We start from the raw sequence: 26,384 nt of genomic DNA on the forward strand, positions 1-26,384 counted from the left end.
GGTCGTTGTTCTCAGCGACGCACAACCTGCTGAAACTGTGGCGGTCCGGCCGGGGGCCGGACGGCCACGAAGTGGCGGACGCGATCGCCGGATAACTGAGCTCGGTTCTCTTTTTTGTCGACGGATGAATCGGTCTGTCGAATCGTGCAGCAGCATCTTCAGCTGTCGTCAGGGGACTGGTGCGGCGGAATTCTTAGACGGGCTCTCAAGGATGGCGAAAAGGTAGCGTCTCGTGTTGAACTTGGAGACGGCGACACAAGAGCTATTGTGAGCTACTCGGTTTCAAGCGCGGCGTAAATGTCGGCATGACGCTCTGCATCGAGTCGTCCCATCTCGAGTGCGATCTCGTGGCGTTCTTCCTCAGTGGTCGCCGATTGATATCGCTTGTACAGCTGGCGGACATCGTCGTCGGGCTTGGTTGAGGAATCGACACTCGATGCCATGTTTCTATCAGCTATATCCGTTGCGTCCACTAATCAGTTGCGACGAGCACATGCTCGGAAGTAGATGACGGCTGTTTCGATGTCGACCTCCGTCTCGTCAGTCGCGAACCGATGCAGGAGGGCACGAATTTCGTCACCATACTCGAACGTATACCCGTTCAGCATGTAGAAAACGACCACTGTGCGGAGTGCTGTTCGTTTGTTCCCATCGACAAACGGATGATCGGCGACAAGCAGTCGCATCAGATGGACCGCTTTCTGGTGGAGTGAGTCCGGCACCTCGCCGAAGAACCCCTCCGAAACGTACTGGAGGGCCGAATCGACCGCATCCTTCGACCTAACACCCGGTTCGGTGAGATCACCTTCCTTAACGATCTGTGCATGGAGATCGAGGATCAGATCAGCGGAAGGGTACACGAACTCGTTGGGCACACTCGTGTTTCGTCTTTAGGCCCGTATAGGCGTTTCTGACGGTTGTATTTGCTTCGACAGGGCCTGATCAGGCCATGGAAGTACTTATCAATTGGACCTTACCTTCGTTCCACCTGGCACCGAGTTTGGGAAAGTCCGGATTTCGTCGAGAGCACGATTGAGACGGTCATCAGTAGCCACGCCGTCGAGATAGATCGCGCGGCGCTGTTCGTCTCCGAACAGTCGGACGAGCGTGCTCCGTGGAATCCCCGAACTCTCAGCAACGAGCGTCTGTTGCTCGCCATGCTCAAGACGCAGGAGCGCTTCACGAGTTTCGAGGAAGCCCTCAATATCGATGTGGAGGATGCCATTCTCGTCAATTACGAAGCCCCGCGGCGGCCGGCCGGTCCACGTCCCTGTTCGCTGGGCGGCTCGAATTCCGGATCGGATACGGCGGAGGTTCTGTTCGTGCTCGATCTTGGCGAGGTCACCCATGATGCTGGCGATCATAGTGTAGACGGTTCGCTGGATGGGTGGATCGTCGACGTGAATCGAGAGACCGAGATCGAGCGATTCAACGATTGTCCCTCGCTCCATGCAATGCTGGATGAATCGATGAATTTCGCCAGCACCGAGCCGCGAGAGTCGTGAGAGTTCGTGAACCGCGACGAGATCGTAGTCACCGTTCTCGATAGCTCTGTCGAGTTTGCGGTACTGTTCGCCACCGTGCTCATCAGTTCCTGAGACAACGTCGGTGTATGTGTCGATAGTTGTGGCCTTGGGGAACTTCGAGGCGATGTGTTCGTGGCACTCATCGAGTTGTCGCTGGAGGTCCTGTTCGGGGGTACTGACACGGGCGTAGATAGCGGCTGACTGCACTGTTGAGGATGTAGCCAAAGACGGATTAACTAACCAGAACTCCGAAGCGGAGCTAGTGCGAGCCTATCCCCAGTAGGTATAATGGCCTTCACCCACTACTTGGAGATCTGAGCTTCAGTAAGCCATGAAATTGCTAGCCTCACGCGAACCAGAATCCCATCGAGAACCGAGAGACGCCACCAGAAGGAGGCGATGACATGCCCTGGGGAGTCCATTCTGAGTACTCCAACGACGAGGGTCCAGAGGTCGACATCGACGAGGAGCAAGAAGAAGTCGACCGAACAGAAGAGGGATCCGAGACGACCGAAGACTTCGACATCGATGACGCGATCGGGAATCTGAGCCCGGACTGAAGCAGGGTTTAGCTGCCGGCCATGATTTCAACCGACTCAGTGACCTCTCGCATGGAAGTACAGCAAAGAACTCGGCCAGCACCTCTCTCGTATCTACATCTTGTCGCCAGAATCACTTAAAGAAATATCGAATGCTCTCTGACGGATTCACCGTTGTAACTGCGAAACAAGTGTACTCGGGGTTAGAGAGCTAAGGACGAGTAAATCGCAATTCTCTCTGCTACTACCATCGCTCTTGTGTAGGCTGGCGGAACAGCATGTTACTGGAGAGCCTGATAGAGTAAGAAACAGCCGCCACGTCATGAATTGCCTTGTTGCAGCGCTAGCTGACGCCGTTTTCAGCCGGTTTCTCTAGCGTTTTCGTGAGACTTGTGGTTATTTGGACGCTCTCTTGCGATATGAGGTCGAAACGACCGCTCGCGCGACAGTGTAAGCGTCTTGGTAAACAGCACGTCGACGACCCAGGCGTACCCGCTGCGCCGAACGGCGACAGCGAGTACGCCGAGTGGGTCCAGATCGCACTGATCCTGATGCGCGTCGAACTCGACAAAAGCCTCCGCGAGACCGAAGCGTGGTTCAACGATTCGACCGTTATCCTCGACGAATTCGGTCTCGAACGTGCACCGCACTACAGTTCGTTCTGTCGTTGGGAACAGCAGTTTCAGATGCGCGAGCTACGCCGCCTGCTCCGCGCTTCGGCGGAGCAGGCCGGCTGGAGTGGTGAGGCAGCTATCGACGCCAGTGGCTTCCAGCGCGACCAGACCAGCCACCACTATCGCAATCGTGCTGGTTACTCGTTTCAGGCTCTGAAAACGACAACCTTGGTCGATATGAACACGCTGACGATTGGAGACGTCCACTACACGACACGGAAAAGCTGGGACGGCCACATCGGGATGCAGGTCTTCCGCCGGAACGCGGAAGACCTGCAGGTCCTGGCCGCGGACGCGAACTACTCATGGAGCGACCTCCGCGAGGAGTGTCGCGATGAGTCTACGCGACCGCTCATCAAGCACAAAGAGCACACGCCGCTGAAACAGGCACACAACGCGCGAATGGACGCTGACGATTACCACCAGCGGTGGATGAGCGAGACCGGCTTCTCGCTACTCAAAGAAGACGACGGTGAGAAGCTCCGCTCTCGGAGCTGGCACGGCCAGTTCCGCGAGCTCACTCGGAAGTGCATCGTCCATAACCTGTCGCAGGCGGCGAGTTAGGCTCGCCGCCTGCTCTCTTTCTCCAGCGTATTGGTCAGAGGCATCGCCGTCGTCACGGAGAGAAGTTCGAAGATGAAGTTTTCCTGATTGTTCGAGGAACGTTATCGGCGACAGCTACTGCATCTTCTGGTCGGAGGATCGTGCGTTTCACGCTGTGAAGTAGGGGTTTACTGACCCCACCCCACCGCCGTCTTGCGTTCAACAGGGCATCATGAATACAGGCTAATCAGATGGTTGAGTCGTTCGCTATCTCGCAGTTCCGTGTACTATACAAGAGCTATCGAGCTTGTACTTGTTTACCCCCAGATCGATTTCGGCACTCTCTCGTAATTGGCACCCGATCGGTTTCGTAGATCGATGCAGCAGGCGTCACAAGACTTTGGGAGGGATGGTCTNATCGATTTCGGCACTCTCTCGTAATTGGCACCCGATCGGTTTCGTAGATCGATGCAGCAGGCGTCACAAGACTTTGGGAGGGATGGTCTCCGCGGTGGAGACCATCCCGTGCCGTCTGCTTCCGACGGAGGTTTTGGATAGTGACCTCTTCCAGCGATCCTGTAGAAGAGTTGCTTCAGCGGATCACTGCCCTCGAAAAGCGAGCTGATAAACTTGAACGAGTGAACGAAGCGCTTCGTGAAAACCACGAAGCGCTCCGTGAGGAGAACGAAGCTCTCCACGAAGAGAACGAGGAACTTCGTGAAGCAAACCAAGAGCTGCGCCACGAAAACAAACAGCTCAAAGCGAAACTTCGATGGCACGAAGGTCCGCACACACCGCCCAGCAAGGAGCAATCGAGTTCTGGGGAGTCGTCGTCCTCGGATGACGAGGACGACGACGGGGGCGCTCGTACTGACGGCGGAACACCCGGACGCAAACCTGGACACGATCCAGCCTTCCGAAACGCTCCTGATCCGGACAGGGAAGTTGAGGTCACCTGTGGCTGCTGTCCAGAGTGTGGCGAGGACTTGGACGAGTCCGAGGGCGTCAGCCCTCGACTCGTCGAAGAGATTCCCGATCCACAGCCGCCAGAAGCCACTCAGTACAACCGCCACTACTACGAATGCGACGCTTGTGGCGCTGAGACGGTTGCTTCTCACCCCGACTGTCCCGATGAGGGGCAGTTCGGGGTGAACGTCATCGCTCAAGCAACCCTCTCCAAGTACGAGCATCGGTTACCGCATCGGAAGACCGCGGATCGCTTCGAGCAACTCCACGGGCTGGAGTTCTCAGGCGCATCCGCGTGGCGCGCGACCGAGCGCGCTGCGCGCGCCGGTCGCTGCGAGTACGAGCACATTCGCACCCAGATCCAGCACGCCGACGTGGTCCACGTTGACGAAACCGGCCACAAGCTCGATGGAGAGCAAACCTGGATCTGGACGTTCCGCACCGATCAGCACACGCTGTACGCTGTCCGCGAGAGTCGCGGCAGTGACGTGCCCGAAGAAGTCCTCGGAGAGGACTTCGACGGGACCATCGTCTGTGACGGCTGGACAGCGTATCCAGCCTTCAGCAGGAATCTTCAGCGGTGCTGGGCACACATTCTACGAGAGGCTGAAGACGTGGCGGAAGATCACGACCAAGCAGAACCGATCTACCGGACGCTCAAGCAGATGTACGTCGGTCTCCAGTCGTGGCTGGAGACCGACCCATCCGAGCGTCAGCGAACGCGAATGCACGAATCGGCCCGAAAGGGGCTTGAAGAACTCGTTAACCGCTCAGTGAGCGACGGACCAGTGGCAACACTCCTCGGGAAAATCGAACGGGGACTGGATCACTGGCTACCGTTCGTCGGCGAGCCAGCCGTCTCGCCGACGAACAATGCTGCTGAAAATGCTCTGCGAGAGCCGGTGATCCTACGCAAACTCATCGGGACGCTTCGCAACGAACGTGGGATGTTCGTCCACGAGACGGCTTTGACCCTGCTGGCGACGTGGAGCCAGCAGGGTCGTAATCCCTACGAGGAACTTCAGCGGGTCGTCCGAAACAACGAGATGATCTCACCCGATCAGGCAGTTCCTGAAGTTGCGTCGGGGTAAACACATACTCGANAGGAACTTCAGCGGGTCGTCCGAAACAACGAGATGATCTCACCCGATCAGGCAGTTCCTGAAGTTGCGTCGGGGTAAACACATACTCGAGCTTATAACCTAGAGATTCACATCTCGATACCGGGATGATGTCGCGCCGATCATGTTGGAGCATTCCCCGTATGTGTCGGAAGCTATTATTTACAGATCCTAAACATCGATATGCTAATTGGAATGTGTGAAATTATTTGCACCATCCCCCAAACTATCTTCCAATAGCCATATTTGATAAGGGTATTATGTCATGAGTATCGCGACCATGATAGGGAATACCAATGCGTTTCGCGGTGAGGAGAATTCTGTATTGCTCCCTATTATGGAGAATCAACTGATTTCGGCACGCTTTGGTGGGGAAGGTATTCAATAATGAAAACATCGGATCAGCCAGAAGAAGCACTGGATGAGGAGCAAAAGACCGATTGTATCATTGTCTACACCATTGAAACACCAAGCTATCTAGACTTATTAAACGAGGTCCCTCAGATACAGCTCACACTCAAACAGATGGTCGCTTGTGATCCGGAAACAGTATTACTGACGTTCTGGGCTGAAAACGGTGACCCTGATACCATCGAGAACATACTCCAAGAATCCGAATTGCTGAGTGATGTCGCCATCCTTGACAACCAAAACAACGGACAAACGCTCTACCAAGTGCAGCTTCCTGCCAAGAAGACGACGTATTGGAAGTGGACAGAGCTTAAGGGCGTATTGCTCGATGGGGTGGGCACCCAAAAAGGCTGGACTATTCGGATGCGGTTCCCAACCCGAGAAGCGGTGTTCGCCTATCGCGACTATTGTGAAGAGCAAGAAATCCCCTTTAGATTGAAAAGTATCAAAACAGATAATGTTCCTCGGGAGAATGATTTGACCGCAGCTCAATTTCAAGTGCTTGAAGCGGCAGTCCAAGGTGGCTACTTCAATATCCCACGTGACACCTCCATTGCTGAACTCGCCACACGGTTCGATATCTCGGATCAAGCTGCCTCTGAACGATTACGTCGCGCACTCTCGAACGTACTCACGAACCACTCGTCGCTTGAACACCGGGTTCAGTGAATTCAGACAGTACCAACCGAACCAAAGTCACCATCGTGTCGTCGGATCGGCAAGCCGAATCTGATTTCTCTATGGCCGACCAGCACCTGATTTCCCGAACAATGGGGCAATCGTTTTACCGAGTGTCGCCACCGTCCAAAATGCACTTGCGCCACACCCACTGACTGCACACCTCACGCGACACTGTTGTGTGACCAACGCGCTCCGCTGTTCGCTATCGTATGCCAGCCCCGCGGGAGATCCTTATGGCCTCTCGGGGCTGGGATTGGCAGGATGAGAATGAGATTCGGTAGTTCCCAATCGTTTTTGCATATATTTACAAATATATGAATCGTCTTTGTTTAAGGCGAGCAGCATTTGCTTGACGGGATTATGCTCGCGGATTATCTCCAGAACCTCCAAATACGCTCTCAGTTCCCGTCTTCGGTGAATTTTACGAGGGTCTCACCGTTGAGTGCGTAGAATCCAACCGCAGAATCGTTGGTCTTGATCAACGGCCGTTCAACGTGTGGATCGTCGACGTATCGGATACACCGCGAATTATCAACGACTGTAGCTGCTCGGCCCCGTCGAGTGTGTCATCGATGCGCTCTTCGAGAATATCATCCGGATTCTCCGACATCAGCGATGCGCGGGCGACGCATATCGGTCGAAATAGCTCTGGGATTACCCGTAAACCGACGTTTAGAGTGGTGTCCACCGTTGTTATTGGTTGTGTTATCCATCTAACCCGATGAATTACGAGATCATTCCATGATATCATTTTAGATATTTAATTTCGTATACATAAATAGGATGACCACTCATGTGCAGATGCTATCAGCAAATGCTGCAATGTGTCATGATGACGTAGCTCACGCTACATCAGGTAAGCATGAAACCACCACAGACGGAAACGGAGATCCACGAACACGATATCCATGACGTACTGCGAAACGAACGACGCGTTTACACGCTCAAATATCTCCGCGAATTAGAAGGGATGGTCGCACTCCGAGAGCTATCGGAGGAGATCGCACGCCGGGAAACCGGTGAATCGCCCCCACCGCGGAATATCCGCGAGAGTGTCTACAATTCCCTCCATCAAACTCATCTCCCGAAACTCGACAGGTTGGGCGTGGTCAATTACGACCGCAACCGGAAACATATCCGGCTGTTAGAGCCTGCCGAGGAAATTAACCTTTACATGGAACTCAACGCTGACGACGAGGTCACGTGGGCAATATACTATCGGACGGTTGGCATCGTCGCGCTCCTTACGGCGATCCTTGCAGACATCGGGGTGGGCGTGTTCGCAGTGGTGCCAACAGCTGTCTGGAGCGTCGGGTTCCTTGGCGTGTTCGTGATTTCCCTTCTCTATCACCGCTTTGAGCGCTGATCTGCTTATTTTCCCTAATTCTTTATCCGCTTAGAACAACAATACTGAGAGCACGAGCGCGAGCACGAACAGGTAGAGCAACACGACAAGGGCGTTTCGCTTCGGTGCCCGTGGTCTTGTCCCTGGTATACACAGAAACAGCCAGCGAGCATACCGCCACATTGTATTCATTCGTGTCATGATCTCGGGGAGTGGACGGGACGGATGGCTACACTCTGAATGAAACGTGCATAGGTATTCCCTCGAAGTGGGCGGTTCAATCGGGAATTATGTCAACGCTGGCGGCGCACGGCCGTTTCGAACAGGTGGATAAACGAACGTACCGACATCGGGATATAAGTCGGCCGAAACGGTGAGTTGGGTATGAACGTCGCGTACGTCCTCTCACAGAATAAGGGTGGACTACCTCACTACGCCGCCGAACTGGCGAACGCCGTCGCCCGCCACGCCGACGTGATCGTGTTCAAGCCGGCCGAGACGAGCGCCGATGGCATTTTTTCGGATGCGGTCGAGACGGTCGACGTTTTCGGGGAGATGAACATCTCTATCCCCGATATGTACAACCTCGATTTCAACGTCCGCAACAACCTTCGGGGACTGCTCTCCTACCGGAATCTGCAGCGCCTCGACGAGTTCGATCCGGATGTCATCCACGACCCGACCGACTTCTTCCCTCAGGTTAAGTTCTTCACGAAGCGCTACGGACTGGACGAGCGTTACCCGTTTGTGGTGACCCACCACGAGGTACCGCCGCCTGTCACGGCACTGTCGAGCCCACTCGAAGCGTTCGAGGAACTGCTGAACGTCGCGATCCCGGACGCTGAGATCGACCACATCGTCGTTCACAGCGACCAACAGCGCGCGGCGTTCGAAGAGCGTCTCGATCATCCCACTGAAATCGAGGTCATCCCTCACGGCGTCTACGAGTTTTTCACCGACTATGACTATGAACAACTACCGGAGGAGGCCCACACGCTGCTGTTTTTCGGCAACATTTTCCCAGGAAAGGGGCTCGACGTGCTGGCCGAGGCAGTGCAGCTGGCGAGCCGCGAACTCCCGGACCTGAAGCTCGTTGTCGCCGGTGACGGCCCGCTTTCGGACAGCACCGAGCAGCTTGTCGACGCTGCTAACGATGAACGCTTCGAGATGCACAATTACTTCGTGCCGAACGAACGGGTAGGCGAGCTCTTCTCGCGGGCTGCACTCATCGTGCTGCCGTACCGTCGCACGCACGATGAAGGGACTAAGGGCCACAGCGGCGTACTCTCGACGGCACACTCGTTCGGCAAGCCGGTCGTGGCGACTCGCACCGGCGACTTCCCCGCACAGGTTGAGGAGATGGGAGCCGGACTGGTTGTCCCGCCGGCGGATCCGGCGGCACTCGCCGAAGCGATCGTTGAGCTGCTCACTGACGATGAACGACGGTCAGAGATGGCCGCAAACAGTCGAAAACAGGGTGAAAAACTCTCGTGGGAGACGATCGCGGAGCGGTATCTCGCCGTCTACAAGGATGCGATCGGCTCGTTTCATGCGCGCGCGAACGAGACCGAAGATGGCCGGAGATTGCCTATCGGATAGTCCACGCATGAGCGAGTGATCTCGGAATAATGGTTGCAGGGGTACTCCCAAATCTGTTGTTATACTTGGCGTGCCGCTGCTGAAGGACTCATAGGGTCAGTGATGAATCTTCACCTCTCAATTGAGCAGAGATCGTTCCAGATGTTCAGTTTATCAATTGCATCAATTCCCCACGGCTCATTGAATCCGCGAATATCTGTATCATTCACGCTTCCATCGTCTGTCAGACATTGTGAACGCCAGCAATGAGCGCAATCTCGCGAAACTGGGGCGATGATGTCTTCTCCGTTCGCCTTCAATACACCCCTCTACGGTCGCGATTATCGACGGGTCGCATGGAATAATTTGCCGTTCGATCGTCATTCATCCGCTCAATAGTTCGTTCGGATTCGATAATTGATTAATATATATTGACGGACACGACGACGACGCAACTGGGTGAGAGGATGAGCGAAACCACCGGGGGCGACGAGAGTACAACCGGCGAGCGTGTGGAAACACTTTTCGACAGTAGCGACGAGACGCGTGCCTCAGCTCGTGTGTCCACGGGCGCAGTCGCGGGCAACGGGACGAACGCCCACCGACATGTCGCAGAGAGCGAGCCGATCTCGGCGCTCGGCGGCACGGATTGCGAGGTGCTGGTCGCAATCCCCGCATACAATGAGGCGTCGACCATCGGTGACGTCGTTGAGCAAGCGCACGAGCATGCCGATCACATTCTCGTCGTCGACGACGGTAGCGACGATGATACCGCCGACAGCGCCGCGACCGCCGGCGCGCTCGTCAGCGAACACGTGCGCAACCGTGGTTATGGAGCCGCCCTGAAGACGGCGTTCGCGACCGCACGGAGCGTCGATGCCGCCCATCTCGTGATCCTCGACGGCGATGGCCAGCATGACCCCGCTGACGTTCCCCGGCTGGTCGCCGTGCAGCAGGAGACCGCCGCGAACCTCGTCATCGGCAGCCGGTTCATCGGGGACGTGACCTCGAACGCGCCGCTCTACCGCCAAGCGGGTCTCACGACGATCAACATGCTCACGAACCTGAGTATGGGCGTCGTGCGCGCCGACTCGCGCGTGAGTGACACTCAGAGTGGTTTCCGGGCCTACGACCGCGAGGCGATCGCGACGCTCGCGGCCGACCCAGCCATCGGTGATTGGATGAGCGCCAGCATCGATATCCTCTATCACGCCCACCACTACGATTACGAGATCGAGGAGGTCCCGATCGAGGTCAGCTACGATGTCGAGGACGCGAGCACACACGCACCGGTCTCCCACGGTGTCGCGCTCGTCCGAAACATCCTGAAAACGATCGAGCGCGAACGCCCGCTGACGGCGCTCGCGGTGCCTGGGTTCTCGCTCACGTTCGGCGGACTGGGCTTTGGCTACTGGGCGGCGACGAACTACGTTCAGTCGGGAACCTTCCCGCTCGGACTCGCGCTGATGGCCGTCTTCCTCACGCTCATGGGTATCTTCGCGTGTTTCACGGCCATCGTCCTCCACTCGCTGAGCACCTACTTCGAGAACGCCGGCCGCGAGGGAACGCCACGATGACGACGAATGTTCTCTCCTTCGATCTCGAACACTGGTATTCGGCGACGCTGCTTCGCGATCGGGTCGCCGATCCAGCGACCCACGTCGAGGGGTCGGTCGCGATCGTCCTCGACACGCTCGCCGCCTACGACGTGCGGGCGACGTTCTTCGTCGTCGGCGAGCTCGCGCGCGAACACCCCTCGCTCGTCGCCCGGATCGCCGATGCGGGCCACGAGGTCGCCTCGCACGGCCACACCCACCGCCCGCTGTTCGAACTCGACAGGGAGACGTTCGCGGCCGAACTCGACCGCAGCACGCGCGCCATCCACGATGCGACGGGGACGGCTCCGACGGGATTTCGCGCGCCGAATTTCTCGGTGACACGTCGAACCCCGTGGGCGATCGGGATGCTCAAAGCCGCGGGCTACCGGTATGATTCGAGCGTCTTCCCCGTTCGGACGCCGATGTACGGCGTGAGCGGTGCGCCGGTCGAGCCCTATCATCCGGCGTCTGATGCCCCGTTCGAGGCCCAGGTGGGGCAGGGCGACCTCGTCGAACTCCCGCTGGCCGTGGCCCATCCGCGCTACCGTCTGCCGGTCGCCGGCGGGTTCTACGCACGAACCCTCCCGACGTGGCTGCTGGAGCGCGGGATCGCCACCCTGAACGCCCGTGGAATTCCGGCGACGATCTACTTCCATCCCTGGGAGTTCAACCCGGCGGTCGCCCGTGCGGTTTCCGCCGCCGGTGCCTCGCGCTACGAGCGGTTCGTCAGCGCACACGGCATCCGACGATTGCAGGAGAAACTCGAAACGCTGCTCGACGAGTTCGTGTTCGGGGCGGCCAGCGATGTCGCGCGCGAGTACGTGAACAAGACGGGCGCGTCGGACGCGACCCGTCCGCCTGTCGGGAGGGGTCGATGAGCCGACGGAGCCGTCTCTGTCCGACCCATTCCTCGCGGCAGCCGCCACAGCCGACCTGTCCCATGTGTCGGTACGAACAGCGCCTGGCCGTCCACGATCGGCGCATCGAGGCGCTCGAAGCGACGATCGAACGCCTCGAAGCCGAGCTCGCCGCGCACGGAGGCTCCGACGCGCCGGAGGCCGAATCGTGACCGAGGACGTCGAGCTGACGGCACGCACGATCTCGCCGGCTCGCGACCGCGAGTGGGGCGAGTTCGTCGCGGACCATTCCGATGCGACGGTGTTCCACACCGCCGGCTGGACGAGCGCCGTCGAGACGGCGTTCGGCTACGAGCCGTCCCACGTCTGGCTCATCGACCGATCCGGTGCGGTCCGTGCTGTCGTACCGGGGTTCACCGTTCGGGACGGCCTCGGCCGGAGCGTCCTCAATCCGTTTTGCGAGTACGGTTTCCCGCTGGTCGACGAAACGGTGGCCGATACGGCGGTGCTGTCGGCGCTGTGCGACGGACCGACACGGATCCTGAAGGGTGCCGACTGGAGCGGCGTGAGCGGTTACAACGCGGCGGGCTACGGCGGCGTCAGGACCGGCTCGGCGATCCGACTGCCGCTCGATCGATCGTACGAGACGCTTCGGGAATCGGCGTTCGACGGGGACGTACGCCGGTGCGTGCGGACCGCTCGCGACGCCGGCGTACGCGTCGTCGACGGGAGCGTCGAGGAGTTCTACCCGCTCTATCTCGCCACGATGCGCCGGCTCGGCAGCCCGCAGTTCCCCGAGCGGTTCTTCGCGGCGCTCGTCGATGCGCTCGGCGACGGGGTCGCGATCCGGCTCGCAGAGCGCGCGGGTGAGACCATCGGGGCCGCATTGTCGTTCGAGTGGGACGACACGACCACCGTGTGGGCACCCGCCTCGCGGCGCACCCACTGGGAGCATCGGCCGAACCACCTGCTCTACACCGATGCCATCGAGCGGGCGTGTACGGCCGGGCGATCGACCGTGGACTTCGGCCGATCGCGGCGCGGGTCGAGCGTGCACGGGTTCAAGACGCAGTTCGGCGGCGTCGAGTTTCCGCTGATGAGCTTCGTCGCGCCGCCACACCGTGCGAACCGGGCGTCGCTCGACGACTACGGTCGGCTGGCACCGCTCACGCGGCGGCTGTCGCCGCTCGTCACCCATCCCACGATGGGACCGAAGCTCAAGGAGGCTATCCATGAATGAGAGACGACGCATGCTCGTCGGAGGTATCGCATTCGTCGCCACCTGTTGTTACTGGTGGCAACGTGAACGCAGGATTCGCGAGAGCCTGATCGCGAGCCGGGAATGGGCCGCGAACACAGCTGGTGAGATCGACCGGGAAGGACTGCGAGCCGCCGAAGCGGCCGCCGAGCGCCTTGATGCGCGTGTCGAGGACCTTCCCCAACGGATTGCCACACTCGATGAGGAGCGCCGCGACCTGCGCCGGGAGGTCAGTACGGCTCGCGAGCGCTGGGCAGATGCGCTGTGGCACGCCCGTTTCAGCCGCGAAAACGACGGTGGGAGATCGTTCGACGACGGTACTGTTCGTACCATCGAGTTTGAGCGGGGCGAACTCGCCGACGCGCGAGCGCTCGCGAAACGCGCCAGCGACGAGGCGGGCGTCACACTGATAGCCGCCCACGGCGACGGCTCCTTTGCCGTTGCGGTCGGAGAGACCACAACTGACGAGTTCAGTGCGACTGACATCGCCGATGATCTCGCGGATGAGGTTGGCGGCGGAGCAGGCGGCAATGAGCGATTGGCCGCCGGAGGTGGGGCAACAGGTGCGCTCAGCGAAGGCTGTCAACGCATCCAAGATCACCTCCTGCAATCGGACACATTCTCTTCACGCGAGGCACCGGCGAGTGAATCATGACCGCCGCCGAACGGACTGACACTTCGCTTGATCCGATGATTCCGATCGATCCGTTCGATAAAACGGCTAGATAGCGCGATGAAAGACCGCCTACTCGAGGTTCCGTTCCAATTGGCTGCTCGCTACGACGTTCCGCCGATCCTCATGCGAGCGTACTTCGCGGCCGAGCGAGCGTATTGTCGAGCACGGATAGCGGTCGCCGGCGGAGCGACCGATATCGAGGTCGGCGACGAGACAGTCCGCTTCGGGCTCTCGACGCGGATGGAGTACCGTCGAGCACGAGACTTGGGCGGTGAGCGGGCGGTGATCGCAGCGCTGCTCAACGAACTCGACGGCACGGAGACAGTTTGGGATGTGGGTGCGGGTGTGGGCACATACACTTGCTTCGTCGCCAACGCGCTGACGAGTGGCCACGTCGTCGCTTTTGAGCCTGAAGCAACCAATCGGGCACGCCTGCGCGAAAATCTCACGGCCAACGCCCCTGACGAGCGCTGGACAATCCTCCCGATCGCACTTGCCGACCGGAACGGCGTCGCAGTTCTCGCTTCAGAATTCGTCGAAGCCGGCGGCGGCCATCACTACCTCTCCACGGACGACACCGGCGTACTGGTCCAGACCCAATGCGGCGCGGCGCTGGTCAGTAAGGATGAATTCGGCGTCCCTGACGTGCTCAAAATTGATGTTCAGGGGGCCGAAAAACTGGTTCTCGACGGGATGGGGTCTCTGCTTGACACCGTGGAATCAATATATCTCGAAATCCATCGTGAGAAGTCCGATCGATATGAGACACATCCCGACGCGGTCGAGGAATCGCTCCGCGATGCGGGCTATACGCTCATCCCACTCGGTGAACCAACGAACCGACGTTCCGGAGTCTACCTGCTCCATGCGTGTCGATAATCCGAACCGCCAGCCGTCGGGTTCGTTACATAACGACCCATTTGATGCAGTCAATCGGTTTATCCCGTAGTTCAACGCCTGCATAGTTAGGTACTGACTTACCATTCAAAAACATAAAACCGAACCCGAGCGAGCGCGAGTTCGTTCTTCTCCCGATCAATGATTCGAGGAGCAGCATCTTGTGTGCGGTCGCTCGGGCGTCGGGGCGTGCACATGATCCTGTCTCCGAACATCGGGACAGATCGGCGTTCGCCTCGTGCCCCCTGCAATGAGAAGGTCATCTCCTCGTCCGCCCTACGGACGATCTATTGGCGTACAAAGACGCGCTTTTCACACTCTCCAAGCGCCCGAACGTACGGACTATCGTTCCTCATCACGAGATTGGCGTTCGTGCTGGCGAAGTATGAGGCAATTTCGTAGAGCACGTTGAATCGCTCTGGCCCACCTTCTCATCGGCGAAGTCCAGCACCTGGTGAGCGACCTCCAAGAGCGCTATCTGTCGATCGAGCGTCCGTCGTTCCATTGCGTTCTCCGAGAATTCACTTCGATCGCGTAAACGAGCGCCACGCGCTCGCTCAAATAAGATTCCCCGATCTTTCTAGTGACGCTCTCCATCGACGATTCGCTCTCCAGTTCCTAATCCGCAGTTGGCCGAACGGCCAGCAACACTTTGGCTCGTTTCACCGACGTCCACGCTCGCTGCGCGGGCGCTCAAATGACTGCATAGCTATACAACCAACCGCCCGAGATCACTACATGGCTTACCCGGATAGGGGAAAGCGGACGAATGACGTTCGAAGCCGAGAAACCCGTCACAGTGACAGCGAGCGAGTGGTCGTGATACCGGCGACCATCTCGATAAAGTCGCTCGCGTGCGTCCGGTCGCTCGGCCGACACGGTGTTCGGACCATCGTCGCCTCCGAGTTCGAAACACCGCCGGCGGCCCATTCGCGGTATTGCGATGAACTAGTGGCTATTCCCTCGCCACACGAGGACCTGCTCGCATACAAGGACGCCCTCGTCTCGCTCGCCGCACGGCCAGATGTGTGGACGATAGTTCCCACGCGGGAGGAGGTTGCCTATCTCCTCTCAAAACATCGTGCGGAGTTCGCCGAACACGTCGCGGTTGGATGGCCGACGTTCGAATCACTGCGGACCGTTCACGACGGCTATCGCCTCGCCGAGCACGCCGCGGATGTCGGCGTTCCGGTCCCGGAGACACGCCTCCTCACGGAGATCTCTGACTGGAATCCCGATTACATCGTCAAGCAACGCTACTCGATTCTCACCCCCGATTATGCCGACTTCCTCGGCCCGCGAGAGTGCAAATGGAATGGAGTGGAACCAATCTATCTGGAATCGGGCGTTGAACCCGACATCGACGCCATTGTGGGGACGATGCTCGGCGAGGTGCCGGTTGTCCAGGAGGTCGTCCGCGGCACGGAATACTCTTTCCGAGCACTGTACGACCACGGCACGCCGGTCGCAACCAGTCTTCGCAGACAGGTCCGTGGTAAGACCTACGCTGGCGGGGCAAGCGTGTTCCGCGAGTTAACACGCGATCCGGCCCTCGAAGAACTCGCCCGGCGGTTGCTCGATAGTCTCGATTGGCACGGTGTCGCCACCGTGCAATTCATCAAAAACGAGGAGACGGACGAGACGACCCTCGTGGAGATCAACCCACGTATCTGGTCGTCGATATCACTCGATATCCGTGCGGGTGCAGACTTCCCGTATCATTACTGGCTCATGACCCGCGGAGAGTCCACATATATTGATTCCACCCATCGCACGGACGTGGCAACCCATCTCCTCTTCGGCGAGCTCCAGTATCTCCGAAGCGTCCTTCGGGATGATTTTCCGAACGTTGATCGCCCTACGTTTAGACAAGCGATAGCAGATGTGGGATTATCGGTTTGGCACCACCCGCACTTCGATTTCCTGTGTCTTGATGACCCGATACCGTTCGTGAGAACCGTCATCGATACGTTCTTCGAGCAGATTTCCGAGCCGACCGCCACTGGAGCGCAGGATTGGTCGTGGACCAGTGTTCGGGATATAGTAGATGTCGTCGTGCGACGGTCGTGGGGACAGAATGAACCGTAGCTGGTCGAGTTTTTTCCTCTCGGTCTCGAAGGGCGGCCGTTCGCTGTTGATGTTCGTAGCAATCGCTTATTTCAGTCGTCGCCTTCCGCCAGCTCAGTTCGGGGTTTTTTTCTTATTTTTCGCGTTGGAAGGTCTGGCATCAATTCCGGCTGACATGGGTATCTCCAGCGCGCTCGAAAAACGCTTGAGCGAGGGCGAGGCGAAAGCTGGAATGTTAGGTTCCGCGCTCGTCATCAAATGTAGCCTGATCGCCGTCGTCACGGTCTGTCTCCTTGTTTCACAGGGGTACGTGAATGCCTATCTCGGTATGGACGTCACGATATTGTTAGTATTCGCGGTCGTTCTGCGCGAACTCTCGCTGTTTTACATCCACGCCGTACGCGGCAACCACCGGGTTGGGGTGACGGCCCCAATCGAATTCGCTCGGCGGCTCACGTGGGTCAGCATAGGTGTAATCCTTGTCGCGGCGGGATTCGGCGTGCGCGGGTTGCTCTGGAGTCTCGTCGCCGGGTCAGGCGTCACATTCGGCATTGCATACCTCACGTGTACGGTGTCGATAGGACAACCGCGGCTTGATCACGTGCGGTCGTTAGTCGCCTTCTCGAAATACGATGTGATCTCCGCCCTCGGTGGCCGAGTTTATCAGTGGATGGATACTGCGATTATCGGCTTGTTTCTTGCTCACCAGTTCGTGAGCGCCTACGAGGTTGCGTGGCAGGTTACGCTGTTGGTACTTTTGATCAGCAAGCCTATCGCACTGACGCTTTTTCCGCACATCAGCCGATTACAGGCGGACGCTTCGACCGATCAGATCGGTGCCACCATCTCGAACGCACTCGGATTTGCGACGTTTGCGTCAGTGCCTGCTATCGTCGGGGCGACGATATACGCTCCGGCGATCCTCCACTATCTTTTCGGCTCGGAGTACGTCATCGCAGCGATGGTACTGGTAGTGTTAATGGTTGAGAAGCTTTTTCAATCGCTCAATGACGTGATCAGTATCGCGGTGCGAGCGATAGATCGCCCTGACCTCGCCGCAAAAGCTACCGTCGCATCGGTAGGGGTGAATTTGATTCTCAGCCCGATACTGTTGCTCATGGTCGGATTTATCGGTGTCGCAGTCGCCACTACCTTCTCGTGGTTGCTAAATACTCTCCTCCACATACACTACCTCTCGCAGCACGTCCCCCTCAATATCCCGTACCGACTCATCGGATGGTACGTCGTCGCGTCGGTGGGCATGGGTGTGGTGTTGGTAGGAGTGAAAACCGTGGTTCCGATTACTGGCGTGGTGGTGCTCTTCTTTGAGGTGGGTCTCGGTGGTGTCATCTATGCGGCCTTCGCGGTCACGATCCCGGCGATCCGGAACCGAATCATCGTTCCCGGTCTTCAGGCGTTCGGCGTTGGAAGCGGACAGTAACTACCGCTTCCAGAGCCGAATCCAATCAAGAACCATCGCCTCGCCCCATGGTTCGGCAGTGTCGGCGGTACCGGCGGTAGCAGTGTTGTTGATGTTTAAGTTCACCATGAGGTAAAATGGCGCGCCGCGTCGCATCGCAGTCAGCATCGTCTCATCGCTGAATTCCGCCACGTTCTTGCCATCGACGTAGTAGCTGATCCGATCCGACCGCCACTCAACTCCGTAGATGTGAAAGCCCTGTGTGAGGTCGCCGCCGGGCGTGTACGTTGTTCCGCTATCGCGCGCGGTTGAGTTGTCGCCGGGAACCGTCGATGCCGAATAATGAACGTGATGACGCGAGAGATATCGATCGGTCAACCCGGTTCCTGATTCCCAGAATTCCACGACATCGATCTCGGGCGGCCATCGCTCCGAGTTGGGTTTCGACCAGACCGCGTTGTGAAATCCCGGCCGCCCGACGAAATCCACTTTCGCCTCAACGTAGGAGCCGGGTCCAAATGTCACCTTATTTCTGGTGTTTACAGCTCCTGAAAAGATCTGTGTTCCATCGTGGGTTCCCGAGAATCTGAGGGTGCCATTTCGGACGATAACGTTCTCCGCAACGATCTGGGTTGGACTCGTGTTGGTTTCGGTTCCCCATCCCCAACCCACATCCCAGTGATCCGTATTGAGGTCACTTCCCTCAAAATCATCAGCGAACGAGAGTTTCCAGTCGGACCTCGGCGGCCCGCCTTCGCCAACAATTTGGTCGTCAGCCGCCACGAGCACCAATCCCCCAACGACCCCGGCGCTTACGCCAGCGAGCGAGAGATAGTCCCGACGAGAGAGTCCATTTCGGCCGTCGCCGTCGTGCGTGCCCTCCGATGGTCTGTTCGTGCAATCCGTCATGGAAGACAGTATCTCCGTTCACTCACTGTATCCGAGGGCACGCAACTGATCCGCTCGTTTGATCGTCGTTCCCTCGGTTTCGTCAGTCGTAGGGGTGTGAGTCCCGCGGTCGGTCGCGCTCGTTTCGACCCATGGAACACTGGTCAGGCAAGGAAGATCAATTTGGTTTACATGGCCGTAGAGTCCCCATTCGCCGAAAGATTCCCCGTGATCTGCCGTGATGACGACGCGCTCGGCATCGATGTTTGAGAGCAAGAGTTCGACGTCTTCGAGGACACACTCCAACGTCTCGCGGTACCGCGTGATCGCTGTCTGTCGGGACAGTTCACCACGGGTCACGCGATCCCATGCATCCGGGATGCTCTCGATATCGTGGTCGAAGTTATTCCGACTCAGCGGGTCAGCGTCGTCGCTCAGAAACGGAACGTGGGGCTGAAGATAATGGACGATCATCCGCGAGGGGGTTTCGGTTCGCCACTGATGGATCGCCCGGTCGGTCACCGGACGTGGATACACGGTTCCCTTTCGTTTGTCCCATGCGTATCGCCACACTTCGTCAAGTTCGTGAAACTGGTCTGGCGAACAGTAGTCGGCCGAGAACGGGTTCGCACAGACGTACGCAGTTTTTTCGAGAACAGATGCCGGCGTCGCCGCAACAGTTCGGGGCATCCAGTTCCACGTACACGAAGCGAGCGAGGGGTGACGGCCGACCACGCCGAGCCACTCGAATGCTGTACGCTGGCGCGCGAGTTCATCGGCCCGGCAGGCATCAAGCACCACGCAGACGTCCCAGTCTACTTCGAATATCGACCGGCCGGTGATCGAGCGTGTGGTGCGGTTATACACGATACCAGCCCAGCGATGTAGACCACCCGAGACGCCATACTGCTCTACGAACCCCGGTATGCTGGTGAACCCTTTTCGTACTTCCTCGGCGGTGACCATCGTCTGCAGACTGACCCGTGTAGTATTGGGTATTGGTTCCATTGAATTGTGATCGACTGGCGAGCGGTGGGTACCACCACGAATCCAAATATTGCCGCGCGATGTTTCCGGATGTTAAATCGGAGAATTGAGCAGTCAACCACCGATTCAACCACTCAATAATCATTACCCGGCGGCGCACGAGTGTGGATAACCGAATCGGTTTCCGTCGAGCAGTTGGCGACGAACTATCACCGAGTCGGTCCACCACGAACACCATGCAACGCGATACACTGTCGGAACGAGATACGGTCAGGGTGACACCACGTTCGGTTGGAATCAGTATCGTCGGTCTCCTCGCTGTGTTCTGGGCGAGCGTCCTACTTCCCTCGTCGCCAATGCCGGTACGCATCGTGCGTGCTGGAGTCGGTGTGATTCTGTTGCTCATCGTCTCGGGGGGACTGCTTGCCCGTCTGTTCGGAGTTTCGGTACGCCCGCTCGGCCGTTTCGGACTGTACATGGCGGGGTCGAGCCTCGCAATACTCGCACTCGTCACAACCGCAATGAGTACGCTGTTACCGCTCGTCGGCGTTGTAAATCCCCTCTCGGTCGTCCCGCTTACACTCGGAGTAAGTATCCTACTCGTCAGTCTCGTCACTCTCACTATCATCACGGAGACGCCGATCCTCGACGCTTCGTTTGATGCTCCGCACGCGCGGTCGTTCCGGCCGCTCATGGTTGTCGCTCTCGGGTGTCTTCCGGTGCTTGCGGTGGTCGGGGCCGCTCTCATGAACCGATTTGCGGTCAATACCGGGATGTTCGTCTTTATCGGTGCCACCGTAGTGATCGTGATGTGGACGGCTATGCGTCTTCCCACCCGGCTCTATCCCGCGGTCGTGGCCTCGATATCAATCTCGACACTCATTCATCACAATTTGCTTTCAAACCACGTCATCGGGGCAGACATCCAAGGTCTTTCGTTCGTCGCCCGTCTGCTGACACAGCTCCATCACTGGCCGCCCGTGACCGGTGGGACGGCGGCAGCCATCCCAGTCATCACGACCGTTCCCGCGTCATTTTCAATGCTTACCGGGATTAGTCTCACAACCACGTATACGGTCGTCTACGTTCTCGTGTTCGCGCTGGTCCCGCTTGGTGTCTTCGCGGTCTGTCGGAGCATCTTCGATGACGAAATCGCGCTCTTTGCAGCTCTGTTTTTCCTGTTCTATCACCTTACGTTCACGGTGACGCCAGGCAAACAACTTCTCTCGGAGCTGTTCGTAATGGGATTGATCATGCTCCTCATTCAAGGTGACCTCCGCAGAAACGGCCGGAGCGCTGCCATCGTCCTGTTGTCGGTCGGGTTGGTTGGAACTCACTATGGGATGACATTCCTGTTCGGAATCGCAATGCTGTTCGCCACAGTCGTGTTGTTCGTCGTGAATCAGTGGACAGAGGGGAGTGTTCCCCGGCCGCCGGTCTCGTATCCGGTCGCGTTGTTAGCGGGGGCAAGCGTGTGGTACGCCGCCGCATCAACGGCTTTGCTCGATCGGCTCGCCTCAATCCCGGTAGTGGTAGTCGGACAGGCAATCACCCTATTCCACGGCGGGGCGATTGAGGGTGCGGGCGCGAGCTACGTGGGTAACCAACTCCCCCTCGGCACGCTCACGTTCGTCCTGTACGGTCTGTTCGCCGCGCTCGCATGTATCGGGGTCGCATGGCGGGGCTTCGCGGCGCTTGCGGCGTTTAGACGCGGGGCGGTGCCGAATGACGTCGGATACACTGCTCTCACAGTACCCGTGTTCGTCTTTCTCGCGGCGTCGTATTTCTTCGTATTCAACCTCTGGGCCGACAGGGCCTATCAGATGGCGCTCGTGTTCGTCGCCCCATTCATGCCGCTCGGCTACCGTTATGTCATCAGGTTCGTGAGCGAGGTCATCCGGCGGGTGCTGCCCTCGCAATCAGCACCGAAACGCGTCGATGGCGGCACGCGGGAAGGAACGGGCTCGTCGCCAGGACCGCGACACGCGGTCCGGTGGGGGGTCCTCGCAATACTTCTCTGTGTGTTGCTCGTAATCAACTCCGGGATGGCGTTCGCGCTCACGGGATCTGCCCAAAATTCCGCATTCAATCAGAACGCGAACGATCTCGTTTTCAGTCAGAAGGAAGTGCAGGGCGCGACATGGCTGAAGACTCACGTCGACCCGCAGCGATTCGAAACCCACCACCCATTCACCTCGGACCGCACTGGGGCGATCCGTATCTACGCCGACACGCGGAGCACTCAGCTGTTACGCTCGGTGATGCCGCCCACCTACTACAATGTGAAAGTGATCCCCCTAAAGAGCAAGTGGCGATCCCATGTCAATCCCGACCAGCTCAACGATGGCTATGTCATGATCCGACACGCGAGTGTCGCCAGCGTACGAGAAGCCAACGAGTCGTACTCGCGCATTCCGAAACGCGACGTGCGACGGATAAGCGAACGCGGTACCGTGGTGTTCGATAATAATCAAATGCGGATCGTCAAACTCGGCTCCAACGTGATCGTCGGCGAGGAAAATCGATGACCGAACTCGAGACGAACCCGTCCGTCTCTTTCGTCGTAGCGACGTACAACCGGTCCGATGATCTCGTGGAGGCGATCGATTCGATCCTTGACCAACACCACCGACCGATTGAGATCATAATCATCAGCAATTCGACTGACGATGATCACGAACATGAGAAAGAATGGTTCTGCGAAGAGGGCCAATTCGACCGAGCCGAGGTCCGGTATTGCCACTTCGCCGAGCGGATGGGTGCCCCGAAAGCCAAAAATCGAGGTCTCGAACAGGCAACCGGCGAGATCATCGTCCAGCTCGACGATGACGCCGTGATTAAAGACCCTAGTGCAACCGACTGCATAATAGAAACCTTCCGGGAACACAAAGACGTCGGAATACAGGCGTTCCAGAGCAGGAATTATCATACCGACGAACTCAAACGCGACGAAGTACCCGATCCGCCCGAGTTCGAGATGACGCCCACGACGGCGTACCGAACTACGAACTTCATCGGTCTCGGGGTCGCGTTTCGGCGTGATGTCTTGGAGAAAACAGGGCTATATCCTGAAAATTTCGTCTATGGATTCGAGGAGATGGATCTCTCCTTTCGCGTCCACGACACCGGCTACGACATCCTCTACACGCCGTCGGTGGCGATTCACCATAAGAAAGCGCCCGAGGGACGCCTCTCATCCATCGAGACGAAAGAACGACTCGTGGAGAACCGAATCAAACTCGCTCTCCGTAACCTGCCATGGCGGTACGTCGTGTTCACGACGCTCTTCTGGTCGGTGTATGGCCTCGTACTGACCCGGCAATTCGCCTCGCTCGTGCGGATTTATCGCCGACTTTATGCGAGTTGGCGGGAGGCGCTCACCGCCCGTCACGTTGTAAGCGCGCGGACGATTGCCCGCATCAAATCCCGGAAGACAATGCTGTTTTGCTGGTGGTACGGTCCCCATCCGCGTCGATTACTCGGCCCGGACGGAGACGCCGAACGCCTGTTTTGGGAGACATAAACACCCTGACCGCCGGGCCGGCGCTCCAGTTGCAATCAGCCTCAGTAGTTCACAAAACGGGTTAGATCATTCGTCTTTAGCTAACTTCAGCAGTTGATTGAGTAGCGGTAGCGAACCGCTCTTGGAGGATTGGACGCTCTTGATGGAATTTTTCTGTACGTGAGCGATCATTCGATCTAATAGCGGTGGTGGCGAGTAGCCGAGGTAGTCGCTGAGTCGCTTGAGGTCCGCTAGGCGGCGACCTTCCGGTCGCACGCTCAGCGTTCCGGCGGGAACACCGCCTCCTCGTCCGCGTGCTCGATCACCAACTCCAGCAGTTCGTGGCTTGCCAACAGCGTCAGCACCGCCGCATACAGCAAAATCTGATCCGAGAGGGATTCTGGCGACACACCGAATTCCTCCTCATTCTGTTCATGAACCGACTTCGCTTCTAGCCGCAGTCATGCGATTCCGCTCTCAGCTAAAGACGAATGGCTGGTGGTGCAGAAGTCATTACACACCCTAAACTGCCGGATTTGATTTTTCGACGTGGCGTAATTTCATCTCGGATTTAGCAGCAACGATATCAAGATTTGCGTTCCTCATACTGGTCGTGCAACTGAGATTGGCTGTTCAGGACTTGAGAACAGTTCTGCACCCACCGCCTACTGTTGATCAGCCTCTTCGAAGGCACTGGTCATCTGGTCGGCAAGCTCGCCGGCTTCGATATGGGAGTAGTGCTCGCGAACGACCTCTTCGGAGTTGTCGAGTGCTCGGGCAGCGGCCGCATGTCCTGACGTACGGACGAGAACCTCGCCAGCACCGCGCCGGGCACCGTGAGGCATNGCAGCGGCCGCATGTCCTGACGTACGGACGAGAACCTCGCCAGCACCGCGCCGGGCACCGTGAGGCATCAGATATTCCTCGCCGTCATCAAGTTCGATTCCCGCTTCCTCACAGAGACGCTTGAGAACGTGCCGACCAGCATCGGTCGTTATCGATGGTGGTTCGATGTCGTACTCGACGCAAACTTCGATCAGCGAGCGATCGGCGCGCATTTCCTCGATCTCTGTGTCGGTGTATCCACGATGGTCCAGCGTATCTGTCACCTGCTGAGAGAGCGTTGGGCGATGAAACGAGGGGAATACCGGCCAGCTCTCACTCGGTGCATCCAGCACCTTCTGGTACATCTGTAGTGGATGGAGTACTGGCTCGGGAAGACCTCGATCGTCGAGACGCTGCTTTTTAGCGAATACCGTCGCGTAGCGGTCCTCAAGGTGGACGTCTTCCCACCGGAGTCCCTGGCGTCGCTCGTCGCTTCGGTCTCGCAGGATCTCTGCACCTCGCACGCCGGAGTACGACAACAGGTAGACGAGCGCGCGGTCGCGACAGGCTTTGATTGCGGCCTCTCGATCTGCACTGACGTCGTCGATCGCGGTGCTGGCCTGTTCGTCGACGAAAGATGTGAGCTGCTGGCGATCTTCGGCGGACCATGCCTGCTGGTCGCCGCTCTTGTGACCGCCGTCGTCGGGAATTGGTTCAGTGGCGTTGCGCCGCTGTGCGACGTTTTCAGCTAGATGACCCTCACGGACGGCCCAGCCGCAGAATGCAGAGATATACGCGTAGTAGGTCCGCACTGTGCCCGCAGTCCAGCCCTGCCGAGTGAGGTGACGGGCGTATTCGCGAAGATGACCCGATTCCAACTCGTCGAACGTCGTCGGACTGTCCTCGTGACTGGAAAGGAAGCCGACGAATCGATCGAGCTCTCGGCCCGCGTCCTGGCGATAGTTGCCGCTCTCGCCACCCTGGCCTTTGCCCTTGTCCGTCAGGAAGTCCTCGGTGACCGCATCGATCCGTACCACGCTACGCGCCTCCGTTGCGTTCGCTGGCTCGAGCACTGTTCTCGGGGCGGGTAACCATGGTTCTGGGCCGTGGCATTGTGTTCGCTGTGGGAGAGGGCGGGGAGGTGGATAAATCTACGTGTCCTTATTGGACTAAGCACGAGTAAATGGCAAAATCGCTAATTCCGCCGATTACAGCCATTTCAAAGCTATAGAAGTGCATATTCGGTGTTGTAAACTGCATGGCGATATAGATTTTTCGCGGCGGATGAGAATATATCCACAAACCGTTGGATATATGTTCCGGCAGGTTGTAGGCTGGATATGTCTGAAAAATCCGATTCTGGAACAGCTCAGCATTCGGATGAGCAGGAGCAACCGACTGCTCCTTCCGAGAGTTCCAAACGCGCCGATCGCGGCACCCGTTCATCGCGAACCCGCGGCGAACGCGTCCGAGCAGCTGCTTGGACGCTTCGGGAGCCTCGTACCGCCTCGTGGATCGCCGAAGAGACGGAGGTCTCAGTTAAGACCGCCCAGAAATACCTCAACNGCTGCTTGGACGCTTCGGGAGCCTCGTACCGCCTCGTGGATCGCCGAAGAGACGGAGGTCTCAGTTAAGACCGCCCAGAAATACCTCAACCAACTCGTCGAGGACAACGTACTTCGGCGAGTCAAGCAAGGTGAACAGACGCTCTACGCTCTCGATCAGCTCATGGCGTCCTACCGCGAAGTGGCCACCCTTCAGCGCGAGCACACCCGAGAGGAGCTCACTAGCGCGCTCGAATCGATGCGCGACTGCATCACTGACTGGAAGGCAACCTACGATGTTGACCAACCGGGCGAACTCCGGTCGAGTCTCGCTGCTCTCGATGACGAACAGGAGAGGGAGTCCCGCCGTGAGGCTGCCAGCGAGTGGGAGCAACTCGAAACCCGCCTCCCGCTCGTGCAAACGGCCCTCCGCGAGTACGACTGGGCGACCGAACGCGAAACCATCACTGCCTGAGATCCG

At 58.2% G+C, this 26,384-nt stretch carries 24 protein-coding genes and 2 pseudogenes; 18 read left to right on the forward strand and 8 right to left on the reverse strand.

Annotated features, from left to right (window positions below; translation table 11 throughout):
* Positions 1-272: 272 nt before the first annotated feature.
* From C451_RS22855 to C451_RS03420, 3 genes are all read right to left on the reverse strand, one after another.
* The gene (locus C451_RS22855; RefSeq protein ID WP_007737743.1) at positions 273-443 is read right to left on the reverse strand and encodes a hypothetical protein; all 171 of its coding nucleotides are present in this window, start codon (positions 441-443) and stop codon (positions 273-275) included.
* 33 nt (positions 444-476) lie between these two features.
* Complete coding sequence (locus tag C451_RS03415) at positions 477-875, reverse strand: type II toxin-antitoxin system death-on-curing family toxin (RefSeq protein WP_007737748.1); 399 nt, start codon at positions 873-875, stop codon at positions 477-479.
* An 87-nt stretch (positions 876-962) separates the two neighbouring features.
* Positions 963-1,733, reverse strand: a complete 771-nt coding sequence (locus C451_RS03420) for a recombinase family protein (protein ID WP_007737750.1) — start codon at positions 1,731-1,733, stop codon at positions 963-965.
* Between the two features lie 197 nt (positions 1,734-1,930).
* Between C451_RS03420 and C451_RS22495 the strand changes: the two genes are divergently transcribed.
* From C451_RS22495 to C451_RS03435, 4 genes and pseudogenes are all read left to right on the forward strand, one after another.
* Positions 1,931-2,086, forward strand: a complete 156-nt coding sequence (locus tag C451_RS22495) for a hypothetical protein (protein ID WP_161605830.1) — start codon at positions 1,931-1,933, stop codon at positions 2,084-2,086.
* Between the two features lie 398 nt (positions 2,087-2,484).
* Positions 2,485-3,303 carry an IS5 family transposase gene (locus tag C451_RS03425; protein WP_007737752.1) on the forward strand — a complete coding sequence of 273 codons (819 nt, stop codon included), beginning with the start codon at positions 2,485-2,487 and terminating at the stop codon, positions 3,301-3,303.
* Between the two features lie 478 nt (positions 3,304-3,781).
* Positions 3,782-5,339 (forward strand): annotated as a pseudogene (gene tnpC, locus C451_RS03430) (IS66 family transposase).
* Between the two features lie 417 nt (positions 5,340-5,756).
* Positions 5,757-6,449: a helix-turn-helix domain-containing protein gene (locus C451_RS03435; protein ID WP_007737755.1), complete on the forward strand. Its 693-nt coding sequence runs from the start codon at positions 5,757-5,759 to the stop codon at positions 6,447-6,449.
* A gap of 300 nt (positions 6,450-6,749) precedes the next feature.
* Here C451_RS03435 and C451_RS23565 read toward each other — a convergent pair.
* Positions 6,750-7,065: pseudogene (locus C451_RS23565) on the reverse strand (IS630 family transposase); the annotation flags it as partial.
* Positions 7,066-7,323: 258 nt separating this feature from the next.
* Here C451_RS23565 and C451_RS03440 point away from each other — a divergent pair.
* The 10 genes from C451_RS03440 (at position 7,324) to C451_RS03480 (ending at position 18,178) form a co-directional block, all read left to right on the forward strand.
* Positions 7,324-7,827 (forward strand): DUF7344 domain-containing protein, encoded by a 504-nt coding sequence (locus C451_RS03440; RefSeq protein ID WP_007737756.1) that lies wholly within the window; start codon positions 7,324-7,326, stop codon positions 7,825-7,827.
* Positions 7,828-8,190: 363 nt separating this feature from the next.
* Positions 8,191-9,405 (forward strand): glycosyltransferase family 4 protein, encoded by a 1,215-nt coding sequence (locus C451_RS03445; protein ID WP_007737757.1) that lies wholly within the window; start codon positions 8,191-8,193, stop codon positions 9,403-9,405.
* A 446-nt stretch (positions 9,406-9,851) separates the two neighbouring features.
* Positions 9,852-10,961, forward strand: a complete 1,110-nt coding sequence (locus C451_RS03450; protein WP_080503467.1) for a glycosyltransferase family 2 protein — start codon at positions 9,852-9,854, stop codon at positions 10,959-10,961.
* Complete coding sequence (locus C451_RS03455) at positions 10,958-11,860, forward strand: polysaccharide deacetylase family protein (protein ID WP_007737759.1); 903 nt, start codon at positions 10,958-10,960, stop codon at positions 11,858-11,860. The genes C451_RS03450 and C451_RS03455 overlap by 4 nt, the downstream gene beginning before the upstream one ends.
* Complete coding sequence (locus tag C451_RS22745) at positions 11,857-12,051, forward strand: hypothetical protein (protein WP_162471347.1); 195 nt, start codon at positions 11,857-11,859, stop codon at positions 12,049-12,051. The genes C451_RS03455 and C451_RS22745 overlap by 4 nt, the downstream gene beginning before the upstream one ends.
* Positions 12,048-13,079 (forward strand): lipid II:glycine glycyltransferase FemX, encoded by a 1,032-nt coding sequence (locus C451_RS03460; protein WP_007737760.1) that lies wholly within the window; start codon positions 12,048-12,050, stop codon positions 13,077-13,079. Before C451_RS22745 ends, C451_RS03460 begins: the two co-directional genes overlap by 4 nt.
* On the forward strand, positions 13,072-13,752 hold the full coding sequence (locus C451_RS20740) for a DHHA1 domain-containing protein (protein ID WP_152420385.1): 681 nt from the start codon (positions 13,072-13,074) through the stop codon (positions 13,750-13,752). Before C451_RS03460 ends, C451_RS20740 begins: the two co-directional genes overlap by 8 nt.
* Before the next feature lie 111 nt (positions 13,753-13,863).
* A complete protein-coding gene (locus tag C451_RS03470; RefSeq protein WP_241431167.1) occupies positions 13,864-14,652 on the forward strand; it encodes an FkbM family methyltransferase in 789 nt (262 codons plus the stop codon).
* Between the two features lie 969 nt (positions 14,653-15,621).
* Positions 15,622-16,758 carry a carboxylate--amine ligase gene (locus C451_RS03475; RefSeq protein WP_241431168.1) on the forward strand — a complete coding sequence of 379 codons (1,137 nt, stop codon included), beginning with the start codon at positions 15,622-15,624 and terminating at the stop codon, positions 16,756-16,758.
* A complete protein-coding gene (locus tag C451_RS03480) occupies positions 16,748-18,178 on the forward strand; it encodes an oligosaccharide flippase family protein (RefSeq protein WP_080503468.1) in 1,431 nt (476 codons plus the stop codon). The genes C451_RS03475 and C451_RS03480 overlap by 11 nt, the downstream gene beginning before the upstream one ends.
* Here C451_RS03480 and C451_RS20745 read toward each other — a convergent pair whose 3' ends face one another.
* Entirely contained in the window at positions 18,179-18,940 is a 762-nt protein-coding gene (locus C451_RS20745; RefSeq protein WP_161605831.1) for a glycoside hydrolase family 16 protein, read from the reverse strand.
* A 144-nt stretch (positions 18,941-19,084) separates the two neighbouring features.
* Positions 19,085-19,843: a sulfatase-like hydrolase/transferase gene (locus C451_RS03490; RefSeq protein ID WP_206536671.1), complete on the reverse strand. Its 759-nt coding sequence runs from the start codon at positions 19,841-19,843 to the stop codon at positions 19,085-19,087.
* Between the two features lie 425 nt (positions 19,844-20,268).
* On the opposite strand from C451_RS03490, the gene C451_RS03495 reads away from it, so the two are divergent.
* A complete protein-coding gene (locus C451_RS03495; protein ID WP_080503470.1) occupies positions 20,269-22,560 on the forward strand; it encodes a DUF2206 domain-containing protein in 2,292 nt (763 codons plus the stop codon).
* Entirely contained in the window at positions 22,557-23,555 is a 999-nt protein-coding gene (locus tag C451_RS03500; RefSeq protein WP_007737778.1) for a glycosyltransferase family 2 protein, read from the forward strand. The genes C451_RS03495 and C451_RS03500 overlap by 4 nt, the downstream gene beginning before the upstream one ends.
* Before the next feature lie 257 nt (positions 23,556-23,812).
* Here the strand turns inward: C451_RS03500 and C451_RS24290 are convergent, their stop codons facing one another.
* Both C451_RS24290 and C451_RS03505 read right to left on the reverse strand, forming a co-directional pair.
* Complete coding sequence (locus tag C451_RS24290) at positions 23,813-23,944, reverse strand: hypothetical protein (RefSeq protein WP_394295060.1); 132 nt, start codon at positions 23,942-23,944, stop codon at positions 23,813-23,815.
* A 255-nt stretch (positions 23,945-24,199) separates the two neighbouring features.
* Positions 24,200-25,396: a tyrosine-type recombinase/integrase gene (locus tag C451_RS03505; protein WP_049912832.1), complete on the reverse strand. Its 1,197-nt coding sequence runs from the start codon at positions 25,394-25,396 to the stop codon at positions 24,200-24,202.
* Positions 25,397-25,699: 303 nt separating this feature from the next.
* On the opposite strand from C451_RS03505, the gene C451_RS24525 reads away from it, so the two are divergent.
* Both C451_RS24525 and C451_RS24530 read left to right on the forward strand, forming a co-directional pair.
* Positions 25,700-25,993: a DUF7342 family protein gene (locus tag C451_RS24525; RefSeq protein WP_449271501.1), complete on the forward strand. Its 294-nt coding sequence runs from the start codon at positions 25,700-25,702 to the stop codon at positions 25,991-25,993.
* Positions 25,965-26,378, forward strand: coding sequence for a DUF7342 family protein (locus C451_RS24530; protein ID WP_152420389.1), 414 nt, complete (start codon positions 25,965-25,967; stop codon positions 26,376-26,378). Before C451_RS24525 ends, C451_RS24530 begins: the two co-directional genes overlap by 29 nt.
* The last annotated feature ends 6 nt before the right edge of the window (positions 26,379-26,384 follow it).

It is taken from the genome of Halococcus thailandensis JCM 13552 (genome assembly GCF_000336715.1).
GTDB classification, from domain to species: Archaea; Halobacteriota; Halobacteria; order Halobacteriales; family Halococcaceae; genus Halococcus; species Halococcus thailandensis.